General features: G+C 65.7%; 21 protein-coding genes. 8 read left to right on the plus strand and 13 right to left on the minus strand.

Going from position 1 to position 25799, the window contains the following annotated elements; all coding sequences use genetic code 11:
• Positions 1 to 14: 14 nt before the first annotated feature.
• The 3 genes from Q9316_RS21475 to Q9316_RS21485 all read right to left on the minus strand — a co-directional run bounded on the left by Q9316_RS21475 (position 15) and on the right by Q9316_RS21485 (position 2549).
• Positions 15 to 374 (minus strand): VanZ family protein, encoded by a 360-nt coding sequence (locus tag Q9316_RS21475; RefSeq protein ID WP_306035772.1) that lies wholly within the window; start codon positions 372 to 374, stop codon positions 15 to 17.
• A gap of 94 nt (positions 375 to 468) precedes the next feature.
• Positions 469 to 1896: a mannose-1-phosphate guanylyltransferase/mannose-6-phosphate isomerase gene (locus tag Q9316_RS21480; RefSeq protein ID WP_306035773.1), complete on the minus strand. Its 1428-nt coding sequence runs from the start codon at positions 1894 to 1896 to the stop codon at positions 469 to 471.
• A gap of 161 nt (positions 1897 to 2057) precedes the next feature.
• Positions 2058 to 2549 carry a cupin domain-containing protein gene (locus tag Q9316_RS21485; protein WP_306035774.1) on the minus strand — a complete coding sequence of 164 codons (492 nt, stop codon included), beginning with the start codon at positions 2547 to 2549 and terminating at the stop codon, positions 2058 to 2060.
• Between the two features lie 282 nt (positions 2550 to 2831).
• Here Q9316_RS21485 and Q9316_RS21490 point away from each other — a divergent pair, with 282 nt between their 5' ends.
• Positions 2832 to 4262: a hypothetical protein gene (locus Q9316_RS21490; RefSeq protein WP_306035775.1), complete on the plus strand. Its 1431-nt coding sequence runs from the start codon at positions 2832 to 2834 to the stop codon at positions 4260 to 4262.
• A complete protein-coding gene (locus Q9316_RS21495; RefSeq protein ID WP_306035776.1) occupies positions 4262 to 5737 on the plus strand; it encodes an oligosaccharide flippase family protein in 1476 nt (491 codons plus the stop codon). The genes Q9316_RS21490 and Q9316_RS21495 overlap by 1 nt, the downstream gene beginning before the upstream one ends.
• Positions 5738 to 5758: 21 nt before the next feature.
• Here the strand turns inward: Q9316_RS21495 and Q9316_RS21500 are convergent, their stop codons facing one another.
• Together Q9316_RS21500 and Q9316_RS21505 are read right to left on the minus strand one after the other, a co-directional pair.
• Positions 5759 to 6655, minus strand: coding sequence for a glycosyltransferase family 2 protein (locus Q9316_RS21500; RefSeq protein WP_306035777.1), 897 nt, complete (start codon positions 6653 to 6655; stop codon positions 5759 to 5761).
• Between the two features lie 49 nt (positions 6656 to 6704).
• Positions 6705 to 7676, minus strand: coding sequence for an NAD-dependent epimerase/dehydratase family protein (locus Q9316_RS21505; RefSeq protein WP_306035778.1), 972 nt, complete (start codon positions 7674 to 7676; stop codon positions 6705 to 6707).
• A 206-nt stretch (positions 7677 to 7882) separates the two neighbouring features.
• Between Q9316_RS21505 and Q9316_RS21510 the strand changes: the two genes are divergently transcribed.
• Positions 7883 to 9694, plus strand: a complete 1812-nt coding sequence (locus Q9316_RS21510) for an alpha/beta fold hydrolase (RefSeq protein WP_306035779.1) — start codon at positions 7883 to 7885, stop codon at positions 9692 to 9694.
• A 6-nt stretch (positions 9695 to 9700) separates the two neighbouring features.
• On the opposite strand, the gene Q9316_RS21515 is transcribed toward Q9316_RS21510, so the two are convergent.
• Together Q9316_RS21515 and Q9316_RS21520 are read right to left on the minus strand one after the other, a co-directional pair.
• Positions 9701 to 10861 carry a glycosyltransferase family 4 protein gene (locus tag Q9316_RS21515; protein WP_306035780.1) on the minus strand — a complete coding sequence of 387 codons (1161 nt, stop codon included), beginning with the start codon at positions 10859 to 10861 and terminating at the stop codon, positions 9701 to 9703.
• A gap of 13 nt (positions 10862 to 10874) precedes the next feature.
• Entirely contained in the window at positions 10875 to 11999 is a 1125-nt protein-coding gene (locus Q9316_RS21520; protein ID WP_306035781.1) for a glycosyltransferase, read from the minus strand.
• 424 nt (positions 12000 to 12423) lie between these two features.
• On the opposite strand from Q9316_RS21520, the gene Q9316_RS21525 reads away from it, so the two are divergent.
• From Q9316_RS21525 to nadE, 5 genes are read left to right on the plus strand one after another with little or no spacing between them, the layout of a single operon-like run.
• Positions 12424 to 13533 carry a hypothetical protein gene (locus Q9316_RS21525; protein ID WP_306035782.1) on the plus strand — a complete coding sequence of 370 codons (1110 nt, stop codon included), beginning with the start codon at positions 12424 to 12426 and terminating at the stop codon, positions 13531 to 13533.
• Between the two features lie 5 nt (positions 13534 to 13538).
• A complete protein-coding gene (gene asnB, locus Q9316_RS21530) occupies positions 13539 to 15494 on the plus strand; it encodes an asparagine synthase (glutamine-hydrolyzing) (protein ID WP_306035783.1) in 1956 nt (651 codons plus the stop codon).
• Positions 15495 to 15749, plus strand: a complete 255-nt coding sequence (locus Q9316_RS21535) for an acyl carrier protein (RefSeq protein WP_306035785.1) — start codon at positions 15495 to 15497, stop codon at positions 15747 to 15749.
• A gap of 14 nt (positions 15750 to 15763) precedes the next feature.
• Positions 15764 to 17284 carry a class I adenylate-forming enzyme family protein gene (locus tag Q9316_RS21540; protein ID WP_306035786.1) on the plus strand — a complete coding sequence of 507 codons (1521 nt, stop codon included), beginning with the start codon at positions 15764 to 15766 and terminating at the stop codon, positions 17282 to 17284.
• A complete protein-coding gene (nadE, locus tag Q9316_RS21545) occupies positions 17281 to 18261 on the plus strand; it encodes an NAD(+) synthase (RefSeq protein WP_306035787.1) in 981 nt (326 codons plus the stop codon). Before Q9316_RS21540 ends, nadE begins: the two co-directional genes overlap by 4 nt.
• Before the next feature lie 56 nt (positions 18262 to 18317).
• On the opposite strand, the gene Q9316_RS21550 is transcribed toward nadE, so the two are convergent.
• The 6 genes from Q9316_RS21550 to Q9316_RS21575 all read right to left on the minus strand — a co-directional run bounded on the left by Q9316_RS21550 (position 18318) and on the right by Q9316_RS21575 (position 25798).
• The gene (locus Q9316_RS21550) at positions 18318 to 18656 is read right to left on the minus strand and encodes a RidA family protein (RefSeq protein WP_306035788.1); all 339 of its coding nucleotides are present in this window, start codon (positions 18654 to 18656) and stop codon (positions 18318 to 18320) included.
• Between the two features lie 19 nt (positions 18657 to 18675).
• Positions 18676 to 20463, minus strand: a complete 1788-nt coding sequence (locus tag Q9316_RS21555) for an alanine racemase (RefSeq protein ID WP_306035789.1) — start codon at positions 20461 to 20463, stop codon at positions 18676 to 18678.
• 43 nt (positions 20464 to 20506) lie between these two features.
• Positions 20507 to 21754 (minus strand): D-amino acid dehydrogenase, encoded by a 1248-nt coding sequence (locus Q9316_RS21560; RefSeq protein WP_306035790.1) that lies wholly within the window; start codon positions 21752 to 21754, stop codon positions 20507 to 20509.
• An 18-nt stretch (positions 21755 to 21772) separates the two neighbouring features.
• Entirely contained in the window at positions 21773 to 22789 is a 1017-nt protein-coding gene (locus Q9316_RS21565) for a C45 family peptidase (protein ID WP_306035791.1), read from the minus strand.
• 6 nt (positions 22790 to 22795) lie between these two features.
• Positions 22796 to 24250: a biotin carboxylase gene (locus Q9316_RS21570; protein WP_306035819.1), complete on the minus strand. Its 1455-nt coding sequence runs from the start codon at positions 24248 to 24250 to the stop codon at positions 22796 to 22798.
• A gap of 105 nt (positions 24251 to 24355) precedes the next feature.
• Positions 24356 to 25798: an aldehyde dehydrogenase family protein gene (locus tag Q9316_RS21575; protein ID WP_306035792.1), complete on the minus strand. Its 1443-nt coding sequence runs from the start codon at positions 25796 to 25798 to the stop codon at positions 24356 to 24358.
• Position 25799: the final 1 nt, after the last annotated feature.

The raw sequence follows: 25799 nt of genomic DNA on the forward strand, positions 1-25799 counted from the left end.
TCAGCTTCCGTGCGTCATTTCCGGCTGTCGGAACGAAGCCGCGCCGCGCCCGAATGCAGCAGGATGCCGGCGAACAGGCCGGTAACGCCACCCGCGGCCTTCACGGCGGCGTCCATCAGTTGAGGATGGCGCATGGGGGAGAGGAACTGCAGAAGTTCGACCCCGCCCGCGGCCAGCACGACAAGGGCGGCCACGGTCCAGCGATGGCGCGGATAGGCGAAGACGAACAGCGCCGACAGGACGGCATAGGCCGCGGCACGGTCGAAATTGGTCGACACCAAATCCCTCGGCCGCAGGCCGATGGGAGAGACCGTAACGAAGATGATGGCGGCAAGGGCAAGCCACGCGCCAATGCGGAAAAGACGGATCGTCATCGTCCCTCCTAACTAGGCAAGGCGCGATCTTGTTACAATAAGCAAGACGGCCGCCCGCGGGGCGGCCGCATCACAATGTCGTTAGCCGACAGCCTTATCCGCGGCCGAACTCGTCCTCGATGCGGATGATGTCGTCCTCGCCGAGATAGGAGCCGGTCTGCACCTCGATGAGTTCGAGCATGATCTTGCCGGGATTGGCGAGCCGGTGCAGTTCGCCCTGGGGGATGTAGACGGATTCGTTTTCGCGCAGCGGGATCGTCTTGTCGCCGATCGTCACCTCCGCGGTGCCGCGCACCACGATCCAGTGCTCGGAACGGTGATGGTGCTTTTGCAGCGACAGCCGCTTGCCGGGCGTCACGAACAGCCGCTTCACCTGGAAACGCTCGCCGTTGAGGACGGAGGTATAGCCGCCCCACGGGCGGTAGGAGGTCGGGTGCGTCTCGGTCAGCTTGGCCGTCTTCGGCAGCTTGGCGAGGTGCTTGACCAGCTTTCCGACATTCTGGCTGTCTTCGAGGCGGCCGACATAGACCGCATCCTCGCTGGCGATGACCGCGACATTGTCGAGGCCCTGCACGGCGACGTGGATGTCGTGCGAGATGACCAGCGAATTGCGCGTATCGACCATCGTCGTGCTGCCGTCGGCGACATTGCCGGCCTCATCCTGCTTGCCCGTCTTCCAGACCGAATCCCAGCTTCCGAGATCGGACCAGGAGATCGGCGAGGGCACGACGGCGGCGATCGGCGTCTTCTCGAAGATGGCATAGTCGACGGATATATCCGGCGCGCGGGCGAAGGCCCCCTCGTCCAGGCGCTCGAAATCGAGGTCGTGATGGGCCTTCGTCACCGCCTCGCCGGCGGCTTCCAGCACGTCGGGGGCATATTGCTGGAGTTCGCGCAGGAAAAGCCCGACGGGCAGCATGAACATGCCGGAATTCCAGAGGTAGCCGCCTGCCTCCAGCATGGTTTGCGCCCGGTCGCGATCCGGCTTCTCCACGAAGCGGCGCACGGCATGGGCGCCATTGCCGAGGTCTTCGCCGGTCTCGATATAGCCGTAGCCCGTCGCCGGCTCGCTGGGCGTGATGCCGAAGGTGACGAGACGACCGGCGCGGGCGGCGGTCGCCGCCTTGGCGATGCAGTCGAAATAGACGGCGTCGGCATCGATTTCATGATCCGAGGCCAGCACCTGCATGATCGCGTCCTCGCCATGGAGGCGTGCGATGACGGTGGCGGCGGCGGCGAGCGCCGGCGCGGTGTTGCGCGCGACCGGTTCGAGCAGGATCGATGCAAGCGGCACGCCGGCCGCGCGCGCCTGCTCGGCCACGAGGAAGCGGAAGTCGCTGTTGGTGACGATGACGGGCGCTTCGTAAAGAGTGCCATCGGCAATTCGGGTCAGCGTTTTCTGGAAGAGCGTCGTCTCGCCGAGGAAGCTGAGGAACTGTTTCGGCGCCGAAGCCCGCGAGAGCGGCCAAAGGCGCGTGCCCTTACCGCCGGCCATGATGACGGGTACGATCTTGCTGCTCATCCATTCCATCCTGATGTTGAAATCCGCCTTCATGGCGGATGATGTTCCCTGCAATCTCTCTCACTGTCCCGTAAAGAGACAATAAATATTTCCCGGGCGTTGGGGACAACCGGAAATTATCAAGTATGGAAAGAGAAAGAAGGGTGTTTATCCGCGTCTACTTAAAATGTCTTGTTCTGGCGAAAGGCGTTTTTCAGCCGGTAGAGAGCCGCGATGGGTGACGGGAAAGGCCGGCGGATGAAGGCCGCCTTCCTGACATAGTCGTCGATGTGCCACGTCGCCCAGGTTCGCGCGGCGAAATAGCCCATGTCGCCCGTCCGCAGCGTGTAGGAAGAGCCGTCCTCGGCGGTGATGTGCACCTCTCCTTCGAGGATGACGACGGTTTCGTCCCAGTGGAAATACCAGCGGAACGTGCCGGCGGTGCAGTCCCACTGGGCGGAAAACGAGGAATCGTCCGCGCTACGGACATGATCGGCGGCGCGTGCTACCGGCGAGCCGTCGATGATCCAGCTCGGCTCGATCGGCGCATCGCGCATCTTGAGATCGTGCGCGCGTTTGAACACCGTGGTGACACGCTGCTGTGCGAAAGGCGTATCGGACGAACGGCGTGCGGCGGCGGCGACCGCACCGGCGATCAGTAGTTTCAGAACCAAGTCTATGCTCCCTCTAGCCCGAACTTTGATCGCACCATAGGAAACAAGAATTAGAACCGGGTTGAGAAAGCCGTTAAAACCTTAACGATCGGGCGATTCCGCCTATCCTGGGTAGCATTTCGAGCGTGCGTGTGCGCCACTTCGGGACGGTGCGGCATGGGCGGGCGAATGGCTTGCCCGATCGCGACTTAAGCAAAGATTCACGGCACTGTGGTTTGGTCGTTCCTTGATGGGCCGACGCCGTGGCGTGGCGGGCCGCGCCCGGCCCGCAAAGAGAGCGAAATGGATCTGATACCGGTCATTCTGTTCTGGGTACTCCTGCTCATCGGAATGGTAAGCCGGGGGCCCTTCATCTTTTACCTGCTGTTCGGCTCCATGTCGTTCGGTTCGCTCGCCGTCATCCCGCCGGAAATCACGCAAGGGCTGAGCTTCACCCCTCCCCCGATCGTCGCGCTCGCCATCATCTTCATCTATGCGGGCGGTGCCAACGGCCTGTCGCGCATGCTCGACATCGCCTTGCGGCCGTCGCAATGCCTGCTGCTGTTCCTGTTCTGGATCGTCGCCGTCTGGGTCACCCTGTTCATGCCGCGTATCTTCGCGGGAATGGTGACGATCATCCCGATGCGCCTTGAGGAATTCACCACCGGCATTCCGCTCTATCCCACGCAGCAGAACATCTCGCAGCTCATGTATCTGACGATCTCGATCGTCACGGTGTTCGCCTGCGCGCTCGCTTTGCGCTCGGCCGCGGCGCGCCAGCATGTGCTCGGTGCTCTCTGCGTCGGCGGTGCGGTGATCGTGGCGACGGGCATGGTCGATCTCGTCGGCCTCGGCCCCTATCTCGATATGTTCCGGACCGCCCAATATTCCTATCTGACCGATGTCGACATCGCGGATGTCAAACGCATCGTCGGCTTGATGCCGGAGGCCTCGACCTACGGGTCCCTCGCGGTATCGTTCCTCTCGGCAATCTACTTCTTCCGGCGCGCGATCGTCAGCCCGTGGCTGCGGCTCTACGGTGCGCCCTGTCTCATTGTCCTGCTCACGGTCTTCGCGCTGCTTTCCACTTCGTCGGCAGCCTATGCGGGGCTCGGCGTCTTCGGCTGCGTCGCCGCGGCCGAATGGTTCTGGCGGCTTTTGACGGCCCGGAAGGGAAGCCCGGCGCGCGAGGGGCTTGTCGCGGAATTCTGGGCGATCGTCCTCGGCCTTGCCGCGATCTATGTCCTGGCGCTCGCCTGGCCGGCGCTCTTCAACCCGTTCATCAAGCTGGTCGACACCATCATTTTCCAGAAGACATCGTCCGACTCCTTCGAAGAGCGCAGCATGTGGACGGCGGTATCGCTGAAGGCGCTGTTCGATACGTGGGGGCTGGGGGTCGGCATGGGGGCGACGCGCGCGTCGAACGGCATCGTGGCCGTCTTCAGCAATAGCGGCGTCGTCGGCGGGTTCCTCTACTATGGCTTCATGCTGCAGACCTTCCTTCGCCGGGCGCAGCCGGGCGACCTGACGGGCGCGGCCATCCTCAACGCGGTCCGCTTCTACATGCCGCCTGTGCTCATCATGGCGACGCTCGTGGGCACGTCGGCCGATTTCGGCATCATGAACGCCTGTATCTATGCGCTGGCCGCTGCCGCGGCCTGGCCGGCGCCGGCGCGCGTGCCTGCTTCCGCCGAGCGCCCGGCATTTGCCGGTTACCCGGAAAGGGCCCGCTGATGTCTGCCGCCGAAGGCGCTTCCCTCTCGACACGCACGATCCGTGCCGGCATGTGGACCGTCGGCGCACGGCTGTCGTCGCGCCTGATCGATTTCGCCGTTCTGCTCGTTCTGGCCCGCCTGCTCGGTCCCGCCGATTTCGGCCTGGTGGCGACGGCGATGACGGTGATCTATATCGTCGAGGCCGTTCTGGAACTGCCGCTGACATTCGTGCTGGTCCGCCTGCCGGAGGTGACGGACCGCATGTACAGCACCGCCTTCACGCTGGGGCTGATCCGCGGTCTTCTCGTCGCCGGCCTGATGGCGGGCCTGTCCTTCCCGCTCGCCTCCCTCTACGGCGATCCGCGGCTGATGCCGCTGATCTGCGCGCTGGCGCTGGCGCCTGCCGCACGCGGCATGATCAGCCCGCGCATGGTGATCTTCGAGAAGGCATTGGACTTCCGCCGCAAGGGGATGCTCGAACTTCTCGGCAAGGCCGTGGCCGGTGTCATCGCCATCTCGATCGCTGTCGGCACGGGCAACTACTGGGCGGTGGCCGCCGGAACTGTCTCCACCCCCGTCGTGATGATGATTGTCTCCTACATCATGGCGCCGATGCGCCTGCGCCTGTCGCTGGCCGACTGGCCGCTTTTCTCAAGTATGACGGGCTGGAATTTCCTGTCGCAGATCGTCTCGGCGCTGAACTGGCAGGTCGATCGCCTCATCCTGCCGCTCTATGTCGATATCACGTCCTTTGGCCGCTTCACGACGGCCAACGATATTGCCGGCCTGCCCTTCCAGGCGATCGTGCAGCCGACGGCGGTCCCGTTGTTCTCGGCGCTGGTCAATGCGCGGGAAAAGGGCAACCTCACCGGCGCCTACCTGAAGGCCTGCGCCGGCATCGTCACGCTGATGGCGCCGGTGATGGGCTTCATGGCGCTGATGGCCGGCCCGGTGATCCACATCCTGCTCGGGCCCGACTGGAGCAGCGGCGCGCCCATCCTCGCCGGCGTGGCGCTGACGAGCCTCGTCATCCTGCCCACCGTCCCCATGTCCGCCCTGGTGCTGGTGCTGGACCGTCCCCGCCTCGTCGCCCTCCGCTCCTTCGTGGAGCTGGCGGTGCGCGTTCCCCTCACCGTCGTCGGCATCATCCTCGCCGGCATCACCGGCGCCATCTGGGCAAAGGCCGGCGCCGGCCTCGCTCTGCTGCTGATGACGCTTTTCTCGGTGCGGTCGGTCGCGGGCATTTCGTTCCGCGACCAGCTGCGCAGCAGCCTGTCGCCGATGGTCGCGCTGGTTCCCGCCGCCGCCTTCCTCTACGGCGTGCCGGACCTCACGCAATACGGCCCCTACCTCTATCCCGCCATCGCGGTGGTCGGCATGGTCTTCGGCGCGATCTATGTCGCGGGCCTCTACGGGCTCTGGTGGGTGAGCGGCCGGCCCGCAGGCCTGGAAGCCTATGTCGCAGAAAAGGCGGTAACCTATTTCCGGCGGTGACGGAACGCGGGCGTCAGCGGCCTACATGTCGAGGATGTTGCGGGGATCGAGACGGCCCGACAGGAAATCCCTGATGGCAAGCAGGTTGCCCTTCAGCCGGCCGCGCCGGTCGACCCAGGGTTCCGGCTTCAGGCTCCAGAAGAGATTGGACGCAATGTTCCTGAAGGTGCCGTCCCATACCTGATACCAAGGCATGTTGCCCTTGCGCTGGATGTATATCCGGTTGGCGACCTGGGAGTAGCCGAGCCGCTTTCCCGGACTGCGCCCCGCCTTCTTCGTGCCGAGATGCACGCCGCGCAACTGGTCCGCCCTGACGATCCTGCCATAGGGCGCGAGCTGCCGCGAAAAGTCGACATCCTCAAGCCAGGCGTAGAAAGGCAGGTTCTCGTCGAAGCGAAGATCGTGCGCCCGAACCGGCGCCAGGCGGATGGCCATGTTGCAGCCATAGCCGTTGAAGGTGGGATGCAGCAAAGCGGGGCGGCGAAGCACGTCCGCCTCCAGCAGCCGGCGTCCTTCCTCGAATTCCAGTCCGGGACCGCGCGCGCCGTCCGCGATCACATGGCCGGTGGCGACCATGATATCGGGCTTGCTTGCGAACAGCGCCTCGACCTCGGCCAGGAAATTGGCGGCCGGCAGGAAATCGTCGTCGAAGAAGACGACGATATCGGCCCTGGAGGCGGCGATGATCACGTTGCGCTGGTGCGGCAGGCCGACCGGGCCGGGCAGGACCTCGATGGCGCCGTGATAGGCCGACAGGCCCTCGACGTCGACATCCTCCGGGCGCGAGGGGCAGACGAGGAACTCGTCCGGCTTGCGTGTCTGGTTGTTGAGGAAGGTGATCGTCTGCGTCAGGATATCCCGCCGTCCTGCCGTGGCGATGGCGACGGCGATGGTCAGGCCGTCCTTGCCCATGTTCATGTCCTGCATCCTGTCCACTCTAAGCCTTCCACGTTCCGCCAAAACGCCTCTAGACGAAACGGCCGCCGCTTTCGGCGTTCCACCGTTCGATGGCGGAGGCGAGCCTGCCCCGGTTCGCCCTGCCCGTCGCCTCCAGCCAGCCGGGCATCACGTCGGTCGAGCGCACGAGCTTCATCACCCGGTCGGGGTGGATGCCGAGCCCCATGACGGAGAAGGGCCGCAGCATGGTCGCGGCGAGCGTTACCACGCCGCGCGGCACGAGGAACGTCCTTGCGCCGCGCATGGGGCCGTCGCGGAAGGCCTCGACGATCTGCTCGAGCGTGTAGCGATCGGGGTAGCAGCCGTTGAAGAGGACGAAGCGTTCCTCCCGCCGTGCTGCGAAGTCCAGCGCGTCCAGCAGGTCCTCTACGTAGAAGCACGCCTTGATCGTGTCCTTGCGGCCCGGATAGATGAAAAAGCCCTTTTTCAGCAGTTTCGCCATGCGCGTGAAGTTGCCGCCTTCGCCGGCCCCGAAGATGACGGCCGGGCGGCATATGACGAGGCGGCGGCGCTCGTCTTCTTCCATCCAGGCACGCTGGATGCGCTCGGCCATGAATTTCGACCAGCCATAGGGGCTCTCGGGCGCCGGCGGCGTGTCCTCGCGCTTCGTCTCCTCGCCGGGGCCGTAGACCGAGATCGAGCTGGTGAAGGTGATCTCGTTTATATCGAGCCGCCGCGCCAGCGCCGTCACCGACGTCGCGCCGAGGATGTTCGTCTCGTAGTATTCGTGGGCGGGATGGCCGGGCGTCGTGTGGACGGCGGCGAGATTGTAGATGCGGTCGATCCGCATGCCGGGATCGAAGGCCGAGAGATCGCGCACGTCCGCCTGCAGGTAGACGACGCCATCGAGCCTTTCGCGCGGCGGGCGGATGTCGACGGAGACGACGCGGTGTCCTTCTCCCACGAGCCGGCGCACCAGATGCGTTCCGATGAAGCCGGACCCGCCGAAGACGAGATCGTGCCTTGCCGTTTTCTCTACCATCGTGATGTGCCTCCTGGAACAATATGGGCGCGGAACTTCAAGGCGCACGTTGAGATTTTAATAAGCGCAACTTCTGGACAATTGCTTAAGCCGTGACCTGTGCGTGCAACGGAAGTCGCAGGACAATTCAAGTTTCTTAATGAAATTCGGCTTTGGTAGTGCCTGATTGGAATTCGCCGGGTCGGGGATCCGGGAAAGGTTCGATAATGCACGGTACATCCGCCCGGAAGGACCCTTCGCCGCTGGTGACGGCTGTCGCCACCGAAGGCGGCGGCAGATATGCGGCCGCCGATTTTCCTGTGACCTTCGCCGGGACAATGGGTCTCTACCGTCCCTCGGATGCCGCGCAGCCCAGCGACACGGCGGTGCTCTTCGTCAGCTCGTGGGGTTTCGAGGAACTGTGCGCGCGCAAATTCTGGCGCTTGCTGGCCGCGGATCTGGGGCGGGAGGGCATTGCGAGCCTGCGCTTCGATTATCCGGGCACCGGCGATGCGCTGGATCTCGAGGACTATTCCGCCGGTCTCGATATCTGGCATCGGAGCATCCTGTCCGCGGCGGAGGTTCTGCGCGGCCTGTCGGGCGCAAGGCGCCTGTTGCTGATCGGGCACGGCATCGGCGCCGCGCTCGCCTGGCGTGCGGCCGAAATGCTCGGGGACGTCGCCGGCATCGCCATGGCCGCGCCGGCGACATCCGGCCGGCGCTGGGTGCGCGAATTCATGGCCCTGAGCCGCATCGCCGATCACGGCGCGATCAAGCACGCCACGCCGCCCAGCGGGCCGGCCATGGGCGAGCAGGTGATCCCCGACGCCGTGCTTGCCGGAATCCGCACCCTCGACATCTCCAAGCCTGAGACGGCCGCGGCTCCGGATATACTCGTCCTGACCCAGGAAGGCCGGGCGAACGATGCTGCTTTCGTCGAGCATCTCGCCTCGCTCGGCGTGCGGACGCATAGTGCGCCCTTCGAGGACTACGACCTCTTCGCTCGGGATGTCCTGCTGTCGATCCCGCCGCGGGCGGCGATCGGAGAACTGGTGTCCTGGGCTGCCAGCCTGAAGGGCGCGGACCGGACGTCCGCCCGCCCTGCCCTGCCGGAATGCCAGCCGCTCACAGGCGACGGCTTCACGGAGACGCCGGTGCGCTTCGGGGAAGGAGACCGTCTCTACGGGATACTTTGCGAGCCGCAGGGGCCGCGCCGCGGTGCGACCGTCATGATGCTGTCCACCGGTTACGACCGCATGTCCGGCTGGGGCCGCATCACCACGCGGATCTGCCGCGATCTGGCGCGCGCCGGAATCCCGGCGTTCCGCTTCGATTTCGCCAATGTCGCGGACAGCCCGCCCCATCCCGATGCGCCCGCTCAGGTCATGTATCACGACAGCCTTGTCGACGATGTCGGTGAGGCGCTGGCCTTCCTGGAGGCTCGCCGGCTTTCCCCGGTCGTGCTGAGCGGCCGGTGTAGTGGCGGCTATACCGCCTTCAGGAGCGGAATCCGCTTTCAGCCGGTCAAGGCCGTTGTGCCCGTCAATCCCTTCGATTTTTCCCTGGCGCCGGATACGGATGTCGATGCGCTGATCAACGCGTCGCTTCAGCCGCTCGCCAGCTATGGCGAGAAGATGCGCAGCGGCGGGTTCTGGAAGCGGGTGCTGCGCGGCGAGGTCAATGTGACGCGCGGCGTGCGCAACCTCTCCCGGATGCTCTTCGCCAAGGCCGTCGCCAAGGCGCTGCCCGTCCTCGTGCGCTTCCCCTTTCTGCTGCCCAGCCTGAAGCGGGTGACGCGCGACTTCGAGGCGATGGCCGCGAATGGGACGCGGGTGTCGTTGATCTACAGCGAGGGCGATATCGGCGTGCCGAACCTCGAAACCCGCTTCGGCAAGGGCGGCTACCTGATGCGCCGCTACGCCAATGCGAATCTCGTGTTCCTCGCCGAGGCCGACCACAACCTGACGACGGCCCCGGCGAGGGAATATTGGCAGGCGGAGCTGCAAAAGACGGCATCCCACTTCACGCACTCCCCTTGAAGGCCCTCATTCGGCTGCGACTTTGATCTCTGGATGGTTTTCGGCTGTTTTGACGCCGAGGATATCCGCGAGTTTTCGTGCTGCCTTGTCCCATGTGAAGGTTTCGGCGCGGGCGCGGCCGGCCTTTTTCATGCGGGCGGCGAGGGCTGGGTCGTCGGTGAGCGCGCGGATCTGGCGGGTCCAGGCGGCGGGGTCGTGCGGGTCGGCGGTGAGCGCGGCGTCGCCGCATACTTCCGGCAGCGCGCCGCAGGGCGCGACGATGGCCGGGCAGCCGAGCATCATGGCTTCCAGCGGCGGCAGGCCGAAGCCCTCGGTGGTGGAGGGACAGGCGAAGGCGGCGGCGTGGCTCATCAGCCCGGCCAGCGCATCGTCGTCGATGCGGCCGGTGAAGCGCACGTTTGCCGGCACGCTTGCGCCGAGGCGCTCGAAGTCCTCGCGCGTCGCGGAACCGAACAGCACCAAAGTCAGGTCGGCAAGGCGCGGTTCGGCGAAGGCTTCAAGCAGGATGGGGATGTTCTTGTGCGCCTGGGTGTTGGCGAGCGCCAGCACGTAGCGGCCCTTCGTCAGGCCGTGCGCGGCGGGCGCGCCATGGTCGGGCCGGCAGGCGAGGATGTGGTCGCAGCCGTTGTGGATGACGGTGATCTTGTCGGCCGGGGCGATGCCGTGGCGAACGAGCTGTTCCCTGGAATAGTGCGAGACCGCGAGGATGCGCCGGTTGGTGCGCCCGATCAGCGGCTGGAGGAAGCGGTACCAGAGGCGGAAGCCGCGCGAATAGGATTGTGGCGTCAGGTGCACCTGGGCATCGTGGATCATGGTGACGGCATCGGGATGCAGCACCGGGCCGAGATTGCACAGGCTGAGGAGCACGCCCTTGCGGGCGGCAAAGGGCAGGCTGACCTGTTCCCACAGGATGTCGCGCGCCAGGCCGGACAGGAAGCGGACGCGCCGGAGCGCGGTGGCGGCGAGCGGCAGCGTGCGGGCGGCCTGGGCGGGGGCGAGCACCACGGTTTCGGGAAGGTCCGGGGCCGGGCCGGGCGGCAGGCTGCCGTCCTTGCCGCGGCCTGCGGCCATGAGGCGGTCCATCGCCAGGATGAGCTCCTCGGCGACGCGGTGCACGCCGGTGGGCGCGGCGGTCAGGAATTTGCCATTGAACAGGATCGGCTTCATGCCGGTTTGCCTTTCATGCGGTGAGGCGAATGGCGTCTGCCGTGCCCGCCGTCATGGCGAGCCCGGGAAGATTGCCGAGGAAGCGGCGCAGCTCGCGCTCGAAGCGGCGCGGCTCGAACTTGAGGGCATGGGCGCGCAGGTCCGCCGGGACGAAGGAGCTCGCCTCCCTCTCGAAGCGGGCGAGCGCGGCCATCAGCGCCTCGACGCTCTGCTCGTGGAAGAACAGGCCCGTGCGGCCCTCCACCACGGTCTCCAGCGCCCCGCCGCGGCCGAAGGCGATGACCGGCCGTCCGCTCGCCATCACCTCGAGCGGCACGATGCCGAAGTCCTCGACGCCGGGATAGAGCAGCGCCTTGCAGGCGGAGAAGTGGCGTTCCATCTCCTCGTTCGACACCGCGCCGAGGAAGCGCACGGTCGGGCCGGCCGACTGCTTCAGCTTCGCCGAGGCGCCATCGCCGATGACGACGAGCGGCAGGTTCATGCGCGTGCAGGCGGCCACCGCCAGCTCGATCTTCTTGTAGGGGGTGATCTGGCCGGCGCAGAGATAGTAGTCCTTCGGCCCCTCCGATATCTTGAAGCGGGAGACCTCGACGGGCGGGTGGATGACGCTGGCCTCGCGCCGGTAGAACTTCTCGATGCGCCGCGCGACATAGCCGGAATTGGCGATGAAGTGGTCGACGCGGTGCGCCGTGGTGACGTCCCACTGGCGCAGCCTTGGCGCCGTCAGGGCCAGGATGGCGCGGGCGAAGAAGCCGGCCTCGGCCATGTACTGGGGATAGAGGTCCCAGATGTAGCGCATGGGCGAGTGGCAGTAGCAGACATGCACGGCGTCGGGCCTTGTGATGACGCCCTTGGCGGGGCCGGCCTCGCTGGAGATGACGAGGTCGTAGGCGGTCAGGTCCAGCGCTTCGAGCGCATGGGGCATGAGCGGCAGCATCTTCTGGTAATGCCTTCGCCCGCCGATCTTCTGGAGGAAGGAGGTGGTCAGCCTGTGGCGGCGCAGCTTGGGGGACAGCTTGTCGGGATCGGCGACGAGGGTGAAGATGTCGGCATCGGGGAAGATGTCGCAGAAGGTCTCGAGCACCTTCTCGCCCCCGCGCATCCCGACCAGCCAATAATGTACCAGGGCGACCTTCACCGCAACACTCCCCAAACCCATGCAACCCGTCTGCCGGGATAGAGCAACAGTGTCGAGAAACCGTGAAGCACTTCGTTCGACTGTGATTAAAATTAGAGGCAACACGTATTTCCTGATCGAAACCGGGAAAAAACCAGGTCGGAAACGTAAACGGGGTAAATAGTTTGATAATCCGAAGCGTAGTTGCATGGATAAAGCGATACATCCCCGTATTTCCCCGTATTCGACGGCAGATGAAAGAATATTCCGAAGCGGGAGGCGCGAAAAAACAAACCTGCATCGCTGTGCCTTGGACGGTCGAAGTGTACTGCGCGCCGGCGGACCTGCGATCTTTGACCTTTTCTTCACGGTCGTCTCGTAATGAGAGGCAGGGCGCTCGTCGGGCGTCGGGAACCGGAATGGAACAGGTTCTGAGTGGATTGTGATGTCGAGCGTACGTTCATTTGAAGCCGGAGATGTCGAGGCCGTCGCGGACCTCTTCCAGCGGTTGCTGCGCAAGACCGGTGCGCCGGCCGGCAGCGACCTCAAGGCCTATCTGCGCACCCTTTTCCTTGAAGGGGCGACGGGCGACACACCCCTGCGTTCCCGCGTCCATGTGCGCGCCGACGGCACGGTCTCCGGCTTTCTCGGCATCCTGCCCGTGCCCATGGAATTCGAAGGGCGCCGCCTGCTCGCGGCAAATTGCGGAACATTCGCCTGCGACGACCGCGAGAGCGACCCGTTCGCTGGCGCACGCCTGCTGCGCGACGCCCTTTCCGGCCCGCAGGATCTCTCCTTCAGCGAAACGTCCAACGACATCTCCACCGACATGTGGCGGAGCATGAGGGCAACCGTTCTCGGTCCCTACAGCCTCGAATGGCTGCGTATCCTGAGGCCCGCCGCCTTCGCGCTGGAAGCCGCCGCGAACCGGGTTTCGGCGGCAAGGCTGGCAAGGCCCCTTGCGAGGGCGGCCGACGCCGTTCTCTGCCGCCGCGGGGAAAAACAGAGCTGGTCGCACTATGCGCCGCTCGCCGGCAAGGCCGACGCCTTCATCGACGCGCCGGCGTCGGACGGCGATTTCATCGAGGCTTGCCAGCAGCTTGTCGCCAAATTCCCCCTTCGCCCGCATTGGGAACGACCGGTGTTGGAAACCATGCTCCGGCACGCCGCGCGCAAGGCGCAGCACGGCGAGCGGGTCCAGCACGTCGTAAGGGCTCGCTCCGGCAAGGCGATCGGCCTGTATCTCTACTACGGCGATCCCGGCGGCATCGGCCGCACCGTCCAGATCATGGCCGAGCCCGGCCAGGAATCCATCGTCATCGACTGTCTCCTGCGCAACGCCCATGACCGCGGCCTCGTCGCGATGCGCGGCCGCACGCAGCCCGCGCTTCTGCAGGCGATGATCGGCAAGAAGTGCGCCTTCCTGCACGCCTCCTCCACCGTCGTGCATTCGCGCGATCCCGATCTCCTCCAAGCGATGACCACTGGCCGCGCCTTCCTCAACGGCCTTGCCGGCGAGGGCTGGACCCGCCTCATCGGCGACCGTTTCGAGTAGCCGGCATGTGCGGGATAGCGGGATATCACGGACAGAACATCGCGCCGGAAAAGGCCGCCACTTATCTCGGCCGCATGGTCGCCGCGCTGCGGCATCGCGGGCCGGACGCGGAGGGTGTGCTGGTGCGCGGCGATACGGGCCTTGCCCATACGCGCCTTTCCATCGTCGGCCTTGCCGACGGCGCCCAGCCGATGACGCGCGAAGAGGCGGGGCTTGCCGTCTCCTTCAACGGCGAGATCTTCAACTATGTGGAGCTGCGCGACGACCTGAAAGCGCGCGGGCAACGTTTCAGGACCGGCTCGGATACCGAGGTGCTGCTCGCCGCCTATGCGGAAAAAGGTCTCGACTGCCTGGAAGATTTCAACGGCGACTTCGCCTTCGCGCTGCACGATAACCAGACCCGCACGCTCGTGCTCGCCCGCGACCGCATGGGCGTGCGCCCGCTCTTCTATACCGAGCACGACGGCGCGCTTTTCTTCGCCTCCGAGATCAGGGCGCTGCTCGCCCTGCCCGGCATGGCGGTCGAGATCGATCCGGTAGCGCTCGACCAGGTCTTCACGCTCTGGTGCCCGATCCCGCCGCGCACCGCCTTCCGCGGCATCCACGAGCTTCCGCCCGGCCATGTGATGACCGTTCGCGATGGCAATCGCACGATCCGGCCGTGGTGGCAGCTTTCCTATCCCGACCGGAACGACATGGCGCCGTCCGCCGGCAACGGGGAGCAGGCGGAGGAATTGCGCGCGCTTCTCGCCGAGGCGACCCGCATTCGCCTGCGCGCCGACGTGCCGGTCGGGTCCTATCTTTCGGGCGGCCTCGACTCCTCGTTCATCGCCGCCCTTGCCGCGCGCACGGTGACGCGGGGTTTGCGGACCTTCTCGCTGACCTTCCGCAGCGAGGAACATGACGAAAGCGGCTGGCAGCGCCAGATGGCCGCGACGCTCGACGCCGAGGCGGACAGCGTGGAATGCCCGGCCGAAACGATCGTCGACCGCATGCCCGCCGTCATGCAGCAGATCGGCTGCCCGATCCTGCGCACGGCGCCCGTGCCGCTTCACCTGCTTTCGCAGCGGGCGCGCGAGCGCGGCATGAAGGTGGTGCTGACCGGCGAAGGCGCGGACGAGATTTTCGCCGGCTACGACCTCTTCCGCGAGGCGCGGGTCCGCCGCTTCTGCGCCCGGCAGCCGGACTCCCTGCGGCGTCCAAAACTCTTCCAGCGGCTCTATCCCTACCTGCCGGGCCTCAAGCAGCAGTCGCCGGAATATCTGGCGCGTTTCTTCTCCTTCGGCGCCGAGGCGCTCGACGACCCGCTTTATTCGCACCGCCCACGTTTCCGTTCCACGGCGGCGGCAAAACTGTTCTTCTCGGCGGATCTCAAGGAGACGCTCGGCGACTACGATGCCGCAGCCGACCTTGCGGCGCGGCTGCCGGCCGATTTTTCCCGCTGGCATCCGCTCCACCAGGCGCAATATCTGGAAACGGCCTTCCTGCTGCCGGGCTATATCCTTTCCAGCCAGGGCGACCGGGTGATGATGGCCAATGCGGTGGAAGGGCGGTTCCCCTTCCTCGACTACCGCGTCGTCGCCTTCGCCGCGACCCTTTCGCCGGATGCCAAGCTGCTTGGGCTCAAGGAAAAGCACATTCTCAAGGAAGCCGCGCGCGGCATCGTGCCGTCAGCGATCATCGACCGTGCCAAGCAACCCTACCGGGCGCCGGATGCCGAGGCTTTTGCCGGCTCGGCAAGGCCCGCCTATCTCGACGCCGCGCTGGCGCCGGAGCGGCTGGTGGAAAGCGGGCTGTTCAACGTCCAGGCGGTCGGCAAGCTGAAGGAAAAAGTCCTCAAGGGACAGGCGACCGGCTTCCGCGACAATGCGGCCTTCATCGGCATCCTGTCGACGGAACTGCTGCGCGGCGGCGACGCCGTACAATCATCACAACCCATATCGAGCATCGGGGCAAGCTGAATGACCGACGAAACCAAGACCACCATACGCGCCTTCATCGTGGAGAACTTCCTGTTCGGCGACGACAGCCAGCCGCTTCCGGCCGACCTGTCGCTCATCGACAACGACCTGATCGATTCCACCGGCATCCTCGAGCTTGTCGGCTTCCTGGAAGAGCGCTTCGCCATCTCGGTGGCCGATGCCGATATCGTGCCGACCAATCTCGACACGATCGAGCGGATCGCCGGCTTCATCGAGCGCAAGCAGGCAGCCTGACGGCGGAAGCGGCCATGCGGATCGAGCACTATCTTCGGGAAAGCGCGGAGCGGGACGGGGCTAAGACGGCCATCGTCGCGGGCGACGTGCGGCTGAGCTACGACCGCCTCCTCGACCTCGCCGCCCGCATGGCGACGACGCTGCAGCGCCATGGCGTTGCCCGCGGCGACCGCGTGCTCATCCTGCTCGACAACGGCTGGCAGGCGGCGGTCACGGTCTTCGCGACCTGGATGGCCGGGGCGGTCATCTGCTCGGTCAACCCGTCGAGCAAGGGGCCTCGCCTTTCGCAGATCGCGCGCGATTGCACGCCGGCGATCATCGCCACGGAAAACCGACTTGAGGGGCTGGTCGAGGCGACCGCCGGGCTTTCGGCCATCCCGCGCCTCGTGACGGGCGACGGCCGGAGCTTTCAGGCGGGGCTCGAAGCCGAGCCCTTCGCGGCCGACATCCTGCCGGATACCGACCTTGCCGCGCTGATCTATACATCCGGCTCGACGGGCGAGCCGAAGGGCGTGATGCTCGCGCACGAGAACATGGATGCGGCGGCGCGGTCGATTGCCTCCTACCTCGAAAACACTGCCGCCGACACGATCCTCGTCGTCCTGCCCATGTCCTTCGGCTACGGGCTCAACCAGCTCGTGACCGCGATGCTGACGGGCGCGACGCTCGTCATCGAAAAATCCTTCGCCTTCCCCCAGGCGATCTTCGAGAAGATCCGCGACGAGCGCGTTACCGGCTTTCCGCTGGTGCCGGCGATGGCCGCGATGATGATGCAGGCGCGAGACCTCGATCCGTCGCTCTTTGTGAGCCTGCGCTACATGACGAGCGCCGCCGCGCCCCTGCCGCTGGCGCATCTCGACCGGATGCGCGCCTTCCTGCCCCATGTCCGCCTCTATGTGATGTACGGCCAGACCGAATGCACCCGCGCCACCTTCCTGCCGCCGGAGGAGATCGACGCGCGGCGCGGATCCGTCGGCATCGCCATACCGGGGGCCCGCGCCGCGGTGGTGGACGACGCCGGTCTGCCGGTTCCGCCGGGCACGGTCGGCGAACTGGTGATCAGCGGGCCGAATGTCATGCGAGGCTATTGGCGCAAGGAGGCCGCGACCTGCAAGGCGCTGCGGCCGGACCCGGACACCGGAGCCATCCGCCTTCACACAGGCGACCTTTTCACCGCGGATGCGGACGGCTACCTCACCTTCGTCGCCCGCACGGACGACATCATCAAGCCGCGCGGCGAGAAGGTCGCGCCGAAGGCGGTGGAGGACGTGCTGCACCGCATGCCGGGTATCGCCGAAGCGCTCGTCGTCGGCGTTCCCCATGACGTGCTCGGCGAGGCCGTCAAGGCGATCGTCGTCGCTTCCGATCCCGCCCTGACCGAACGGGACGTGATGCGTTTCTGCGCGCGCAACCTCGAGGATCACATGGTCCCGAAGGTCGTCGAATTCCGGGCTTTTCTGCCCAAGACCGAATCCGGCAAGGCAAGCCGCAGGCTCGCCGCCCAAACCGCCACCCTGACAGGATCGAACGCATGATCGCACCGACGTCCCATACGCCCTCCTTCGCGCCGCTCATGCTCGATCCCGCCGCGGAGGTGGAGCGCATCACCGCCTGGATGCGCGAGAAGCTGCGCACCGACCTGCGCAAGCGCGGGCTCGTACTCGGCCTTTCCGGGGGCATCGATTCGAGCCTTTCGGCTGCGCTTGCGGTGCGCGCGCTCGGTGCGAAGAACGTCTTTGCCCTCTATATGCCGGAGAACGATTCCGACCCGGAGAGCCTGCGCCTCGGGCGCAGCGTGGCGGAGACCTTCGGCATCGACAGCGTGGTCGAGGATATCGGGCCGTCGCTCGCGGCCATGGGCTGCTACGAGCGCCGCGACGCCTTCATCCGCGAGGCCGTGCCGGAATATGAAGCCGGCTGGGCCTCCAAGATCGTCTTCGACAACCCGATGACGACTGGCGGTTACAACATCTCCTCGCTCGTCGTGCGCTCGCCCGACGGCGAAATGCGCAAGGTTCGCCTGTCGGCAAATGCCTATCTCGGCATTGTCGCGGCGACGAACATGAAGCAGCGCACGCGCAAGCAGCTCGAATATTACCATGCCGACCGCCTGAACTTCGCAGTGCTCGGCACGCCGAACCGGCTGGAATACGACCAGGGCTTCTTCGTCAAGAACGGCGACGGCGCGGCCGATATCAAGCCGATCGCCCATCTCTACAAGTCGCAGGTCTACCAGCTCGCCGCCTATCTCGGCGTGCCCTCGGAAATCCTCGCCCGCCCGCCGACCACGGACACCTATTCGCTGCCGCAGACGCAGGAGGAGTTCTACTTCGCCCTGCCCTACGACAAGATGGACATCTGCCTTTACGGTCTGGAAAACGCCGTGCCGGCGCAAAAGATCGCCGAGGCGACGGGGCTCAAGGCGAGCGACGTGGAGCTGGTCTGGGCGGATATCGCCGCCAAGCGCAAGGTCGCGCGCTACCTGCATTGCCAGCCGCTCACGATGGGCTGACACGGAAAGGCCGAGGCCGCTTTCGCAGCCCCGGCCTTGTTTCCTGACGGGCTCGCTCAGACGAGCGCCGTCACCTGGATTTCCACCAGCAGTTCCGGCGCGGCGAGGCGGGCCTCCACCGTGGCGCGGACCGGCAGGTTGTCCTTGTCGACCCATTGGTCCCAGACTTCGTTCATCTGGTTGAAATGGGCGATGTCGCGCAGCCAGATGGCGGCGCTGATGAGCTTGGCCTTGGAGGTGCCGGCTTCCGCGAGCAGGCCGTCGATCTGCGCGAGGATGTCGCGGGTCTGGGCGACCGTGTCGGCGCCTTCGCCGGTGACACCGGCCGTGGTGACCACACCGTTGACGACGACGGCGCCGCAGAAACGCTTGCCGGGCTTGATGCGCTTGATCATGAAAAGTCTCCCTGTTTGATCAAAGAATGGTTTTGCCGAAAGCCGACAGGATGAAGTTGGCGCATTCCGCGCCGATCGGCGATGGCAGCGCGGCATCAATGCCTGAAACGCTCAGCGAGCGCAACTTGCCGCTGAGCGCCGCCATCTCCATCGCCGAATGGGTCTCGCGCACGGTGATACCGCCGATGCCGCCGCTCCAGCCGGACATGTCGGTGGCAGTCGGCGAATAGCAGAGGTGAAAACCGCGCGTGCCGGCAGAGGCGATGGCGATTGCGTCGCGCATCGCCTGGCGCAGGCCGACGGCGTCGATCTCCGCCATGGTGAAGGTGCGGATGCGCGAAGCTTTCAGCGTCGCCGCCTCTTCGGGCGCTGCATTGCGCAGGCCGACGAGCACGATGTTCTCAGGCGCGATATGCGGCGGCAGGCGGGCCAGCATGCGGCGCAGCACGGCATTTTCCGGTGGCGGCGCGTCGTCATCTCCATCCGGCATCATGGCGGCGTCGGAATCGATCCAGACCAGGCCGAGCGCATCGTGCCGGCGGCCGGCCGCTTCGACGAAGGGCAGGATATCGCGCCGGCGGGCGCAGATGGAAAGCCTTCGCGCATCGCCATCAGTATCCCGCTCGAAACCGAGATGTTCGATGCGCTCGACAATGTTCTGCACGACCACGAGCGCGCCGCCGATGGCGTCCGTCTCGATTTCATAGGTCTTGCGCGCGCCCGCTTTCTGCACATCCCGCATGGGAACCTTCTCCACATATTCAGACGTCATCACCGTCAGCAGCGCGCCGTAGTTCATTCGGAAGCTGACATTCTCGCCCACCTGCAAGGGCGGATCGGCCTCGGTGAGATCGAGCACGAGATGATCGCTGGATGCGCCGAGCACACGCACGCCCGGGCGCGCCGGGATGAGCCCTTCGGCGATCACGTCCTCGCGGCCGATATTGGCGATGCCGCGCAGCCGGTCTCCTTCGTCGAGGAAGACCGGCGCGTTGCCGAAGGCGTCGAGGCCGGACTTGCCGATCGGCATCGACGGCTTGACCTTCACTTCCAGCAGTTCGCCGGTGAGCTCGAAGGCATCGCGGTCGAGCGCCTCCCACGGCTCGGTGAGGAAGGTGTCGCGCCCGCCCTGCAGGATCGCCTCGCCGATGCGCAGGTTGTTGATGCCGACAGGCATTCCGCCGGCCAGAAGCAGGGGAAGCGAGGAGGAGTTGCCGCCGGAGACCCAATCGAGCGGGCGGCCGGTGATGCTCTCCACCTTGTAGGCGTGGGCGACGAGCTGCGTCAGGTTCTCCTGCGTCGGGATGATGGCGCCGAAGCAGGTGAGGTTGGTGCCGACGCCGGCTATGCGCACGCCGGGCAGGTCCATCACCGCCTCGACGGTGGGGATGAGGTCGCTCGGCCAGATTCCCTCGCGCAGGTCCCCGAGGTCGATCATCAGGATGACGTCGTGCACACGGCCGAGCCGTTCGGCGACGCGGGAAATCTCGCGCATCAACTGCAACTCGGATTGCAGGCTGATATCGACGGTGCGCACCAGTTCCTCCACCCGCGTCAGCGGCGGCGAGCGGAGCAGCATGACCGGGCAGTCGATGCCGGCATCGCGCAGGCGGCGGATGTTCTCGAAGCGGGATTCGGCGATGCCCGCCACGCCGCCGCGCAGCATGGCGCGCGCGACCTGCGGCATGCCGCAGGTGCCCTTGGTAACGCCGAACGGCGTGATGCCCGCGCCGCGGCAGAGATCAACGACCGCGCGGGCATTGCGTTCGATGCAGGCAAGATCGATCGAGATTTGCGGATCGGACATTGAGATCCCTTGTTTGGTGCATTCCCACTTTTCGTGGAAATGCTTAGTTCCTGTAGAGCAGGCCTGCGGTATCGATCTCCGGCTTGCGGCCGGAGACGAGGTCGGCGATGAGCTTTCCCGAGCCACAGGCCATCGTCCAGCCAACATGGCCGTGGCCGGTATCGAGGAAGAGGTTTTCGTAGCGCGCGCGCCCATGCACCGGCACCGATCCGGGCATCATCGGCCGCAGACCCGACCAGAGCACGGCCTTGGTCTCGTCGATGGCGCCGGGGAAGAGATCGTGCGCCGTCTTGAACATGGTGGCGAAATCGGACGGCTTGAAGGAACGGTCGTAGCCCGCGAACTCCGCCGTCGAGGCAAGGCGCAGGCGGTTGCCGAGGCGCGAATAGGCGATCAGCCGGTCTTCGTCGACGCCGCCCATGGTCGGTCCATTGTCCGCGTCTATGGGAAGCGTCGCAGTGTATCCCTTGACGGGATAGACCGGCACGTCGATGCCGATCTTGCGGGCGAGCAGGGAACTCTCCGGCCCGAGCGACAGCACGACGGCGTCGCAGGCGACCTGCCCCCTGTCCGTCAGCACGGCCTTGACCCGCCCGCCCTCTACGTCGAGACCGGTGACGGTTGTGCCGAAGCGGAAATCGACGCCGTGGCGGGTGCGGGCCTGTTCGGCGAGGCTGCGGGTGAAGAGCGAGCTGTCCCCCGTCTGGTCCATCGGCGAATAGACGCCGCCGGCAAGCTGGTGCTTGACCGCGGCAAGGCCCGGCTCCAGCGCTACCAGCCGTTCGCGATCGACCACTTCGATCTGAAGGCCCCGGTCGGCGATGTAGCGCATGTGTTTCGCGCCGGCATCCATGCTCTGCTGCGAACGGTAGAAATAGAGGATGCCCTTGCGCCGGTCGTCGTAGGAAATGCCGGTTTCCTCCTGCAGCGCGTTGATGCACTGGCGAGCATAGAAGGCGAGGCGCAGCTTGACGTCCGTATTGGCGTTGGCGCGGGCCTGCGTGCACTGCATGAGGAAGCGCAGGCACCAGGAAAGGAATTGCGGATCGAGCGAAAAGCGCACCTTGATGCCGAGGTCTGAGCGGAAGAGCGACTTCATGAAGGTGGCGAGCGCGCCGGGTGAAGCCCAGGCGGTGGAATCGCCCGGCGAGACGAGGCCGGCATTGCTCTGGCTGGTGCCGCGCGCCACGTCCTCGTGGCGCTCCAGCACGGTCACGTCATGGCCGTCCTTCGACAGATACCAGGCCGCCGCCGTGCCGACGACACCGGCGCCCAGAACGACTACTTTCATTGCAGATCTCCCTGACCCCTAGCTGCTCACCGCGCCCTGCTTGAAGGTCGGCGCGAAGCCGCCGGAATCCCCATCGTTGAAGCGGATGATGCGCACCTCCTCCTCGAAGGCGGTGCAGGATTGCCGCCACACCGATCCCGGCCAGACCAGTTCCACCGAGGCGTCGAGCGGGTGGTAGGCGGCGGTGTAGAGCGTGCCGTAGCCGCGTCCGTACGAGGTCTGGTAGACCGGCGGGCGCAGGAAGCTGGCAAGCACGGCTTGCGTATCGGCCGTGCCGGCAAGCGTTTTCTCCAGCGACGCCTCGCGCTCCATCGACCGGGTGGTCTCGGCATGGCGCGCCCATTCGACGCCGTGCTGGTGGTTGGTGCTGACGCGCCGCTCCACCACTTCGGCCGGGCGGTCCGGGTTGACATAGACCGTCGCGTGGCTGCCGTCCCGGTCGATGATGGCGATCGAATAGGACATGTGAACGGGAATGCGCTGGAGCATTGCGACGGCCTCGGCCGTGTTGCTCGCGAATTCCAGCACGTAGCGCAGCACGACGGGAATGCCGAAGCCCTGCCCTGCCGCCGTACGCCCGCCGAAGGAGAGCGAGACGGCAAGCCCATCCTCGTTGATGCCGTCGAGCACGCCCCACAGGCAATCGACCACCGCCACCACCCGCTTGTTGTAGCGCGAGGCGAGCCAGGTGCCTTCGAGAAGGCGGGGGCTATAGTCGTAGTTGCGGATGAGTGCCGGCTCCGCCCCCGTCAGGATCGCCTGCGAGCAGCCGCCGACATAGAAGGGGGGGCACCACATGGAGAGGAACCGCGCCTCGAGGTCCCCGCCGCCGGCCGCCGCGACGATGGCCTCATAGGTCGGCAGCAGTTCCGGCATGTGGGTGCGCAGCGCCTTCAGGCTCATGAAATAGGTGGGGCGCGAACGGACCCCGTCACGCACGAACCAGCGGCTATAGGCGTGCCAATGACGATCGAACACCCGGCGCCATTTCGGGCCGGGCAGGTCTTCGTCGATGGCTTCGAACTGGAGGTCCATGGCGCCCTACAGAATCTTGAAGGAGCCGGCTTCCGGCGCGTCGTCGCGCTGGATCTCCGTCAGCGGCTTGCTGGCATAGAGGCGCTTGATGCCCTTGATCCAGTTGCTGGCGCGCTCGTTCAGCTCGAATTCGTCGTCCATCACCCGCCCGCGCGTGATCAGGATGCCGAGGTCTGCTCCTTCGTAGCGGTAGTCGCCCGGGCCGGTGATGCGCAGGAAGAAGGCCTCCTCGTCGCTCTCGATCGCCTGGCGGTGATAGTCGAAGCGATCGTAGGACACGCTGCCATCGGGCGCCATGCGGTAGATGCCGCTTGCGGGCGCATGGGTGACGATGTCGACGAGGTCCTCCGTCGACTTGATGACCACCTGCGACCAGGAATCGATGAACTCTTTTCGCGCCCAGCGGTCGTTCAGCTCCTCCACGTCGATCTTGTAGTCGATGCCGGAAAATTCCATGAGGTGGAACAGGAAGAGCGGCGCATCGGCATAGGCGAAGGCGGCGTGGTTCGTCATGGAGCTGGCGCCGCAGATGCGCGGGTTGAGTTCGCCGAGATAGACCTCGTTGTCCTCGACGTCGATCAGGAAATCGAGGTCGAAATAACCGCGATATCCCTCCTCGCGCAACTGGTTGCCGAAGCGGTATGCCATGTCGCGCGCCTTGGCGCGGATCTTTTCGGAGAAGGCGCCGGGGAAGATTTCGTTGCCGCACCAGCCGCCCTTGTAGGGCGTCAGCGCGGGCTGGCCGACGACCTCCGTCAGGAGCGGGCCGACCAGCGTGCCGGACCCGGTCGTGCAGGCCTCCATCGTCGCGCCGCGGCACTTGATGCGCTTCATGATCTTCACTTCGTCTTCTGCGGAAATCTCCGCGGCGTGACGGTTATAGTCCTCCTCGCTGGCGATGAAGAAGGTCGTGTGGCCGCTGTCGCCGAAGGCGGTCTGCACCACGAGGTCCGCACCGATGCCCGCTTTTTTGGCTGAGGACAGCAGCTCCTCATAGGTGCGGGCCGGCGCCAGTGTGTTCGGCACGGAGGGCACGCCCGCCTTGTTGCCGATGCGCACGGTTTCCATCTTGTTGTCGCAGCGCTGGCGCAGCTTCGCCTTGGGGAACCAGACCTCGATGCCGAGTTCCTTGCAGATCTCCTCGGTCGTCTCGTCGAACATCAGGAAGGTCGCGACCGCCCGGCCGCCGCGCCTAGTGATGTAGTCGATCACTTCCTTGTGCTGCAGCAGGTAGTTGTTGATGTCCTCGATGCTCTCGAATTCGGCATGGGGGATTTCGGAGGGGACGAAGACGTTGGGGTGGCGGCCGTCGAAGCAGTCGATATAGCTGACGAACTTGAAATTCCGCACCCATTCGTCGATGCCGATCAGGTTGAAGTTCGTTGCGGAGATGAAATAGATCGGGCGCTCGTTGCGATGCATGACGACGCGAAGGTCGGCGACGTTGCGAATGGTTTCCATGATGTACCCCTCATGTGACTTCGAGTGCTTCTTGCGCTTGTCGCGCTTCTTTTCCTTCTTCTTCTCTTTCTTCTTTTTCGACATGCCCCCCGGTCCGTCGGTTGGTCAGCGTTTCAGGCGCGATGTGACGTGTTTGACTTCCAGATAGGACGACATGCCCCACGGCCCGAGCTCGCGGCCGATGCCGCTCGCCTTGAAGCCGCCCCACGACGTCTCGACGAAAATGGCCTGAGGGCTGTTGATCCAGATATGGCCGGCCTCGATGGCATCCGCCACGCGGTTCGCCTGTTCCTCGTCGCCGCTGACGACCGTGGCGACGAGGCCGAAGTCGCAGTCGTTGGCGAGCGCGATGGCCTCCTCCTCCGTCTCGAAGGTGCGGATGCACAGGACCGGACCGAAAATCTCCTCGCGCCAGAGGGCGCTGGTCGCCGGCACGTCGCCGAAAATCGTCGGCTCGACGAACCAGCCGTCGAGGCCGGCCGGCTTGCCGCCGCCGGCCAGCAGCGACAGGCCCTCGGCCTTGCCGCGTTCGATATAGGCGAGCACCTTGTCATGCTGCGCCTTCATGGTGATCGGGCCGATCTCTGTGCCCTCGTCCAGGGGATCGCCGGGCTTCAAGGCTCGGCTTCTGGCGATTATGGCCTCGATCAGTTTTGGCGCAATGGGTTTTTCTACCAGAAGGCGAGAAGTGGCCGAACACATCTGGCCGGCGTTGAAGAAGATGCCGCCGAGCACGCATTCCACGGCCTCGTCAAAATCCGCATTTGCGAAGACGACGATGGGCGATTTGCCGCCGAGTTCCAGGCTCACCGATTTGACGCCCGGCGCACCCGCCGCCATGACGCGCGCGCCGACGGCGTTCGAGCCGGTGAAAGAAACCTTGGCCACGTCCGGATGGGTCGTCATCGGCGCGCCGACACGCTCGCCGGTGCCGGTGACGATGTTGAGCACGCCGGGCGGCAGGCCGATCTCGTCGGCGATAGCGCCGAGTTCCAGCTCCACGACGGGGGTGATCTCGGAGGGTTTCAGCACGACGGTACAGCCGGCGGCAAGGGCCGGGGCAACTCTCCACGAGGTCGTCACCAGCGGGAAGTTCCAGGGCACGATAAGGCTCGCGACGCCCGCGGGTTCCTGGCGCAGCCGGGCGTGAAAACCATTATCGGGAAGCGCCACATCGGCATCCTGTCGCTCCTGAAGGACGACGGCCTGTTCGGCATAGTAGGCGAAGGACGCGGCCGCATCGGCCATGTCGATGCGCGCCTCGGCGATCGGCTTGCCGTTGTTGCGCGAGGAGAGGCGAGCCAGCTCTTCTGCGCGGTCCCGCAGCCTTTGCGCGATCGCGCCCAGATAGCGGGCGCGCTCGCGCCCGCCCGCATCGCGCCAGCCCGGGAAGGCCGCCTTGGCGGCGGCCACGGCCTTGGCGACGTCTCCCGGGCCGCCGGCCGAGACCTCATGGTAGACAGTGCCGCGATAGGGATCGAAGACCGGGATGCGGCCGGGCTCTACAGGGTCCTGCCAGCGACCGTCAATGTAGAGCTGGTGCCGCATC

The organism is Shinella zoogloeoides (assembly GCF_030733845.1).
GTDB classification, from domain to species: Bacteria; Pseudomonadota; Alphaproteobacteria; order Rhizobiales; family Rhizobiaceae; genus Shinella; species Shinella zoogloeoides_C.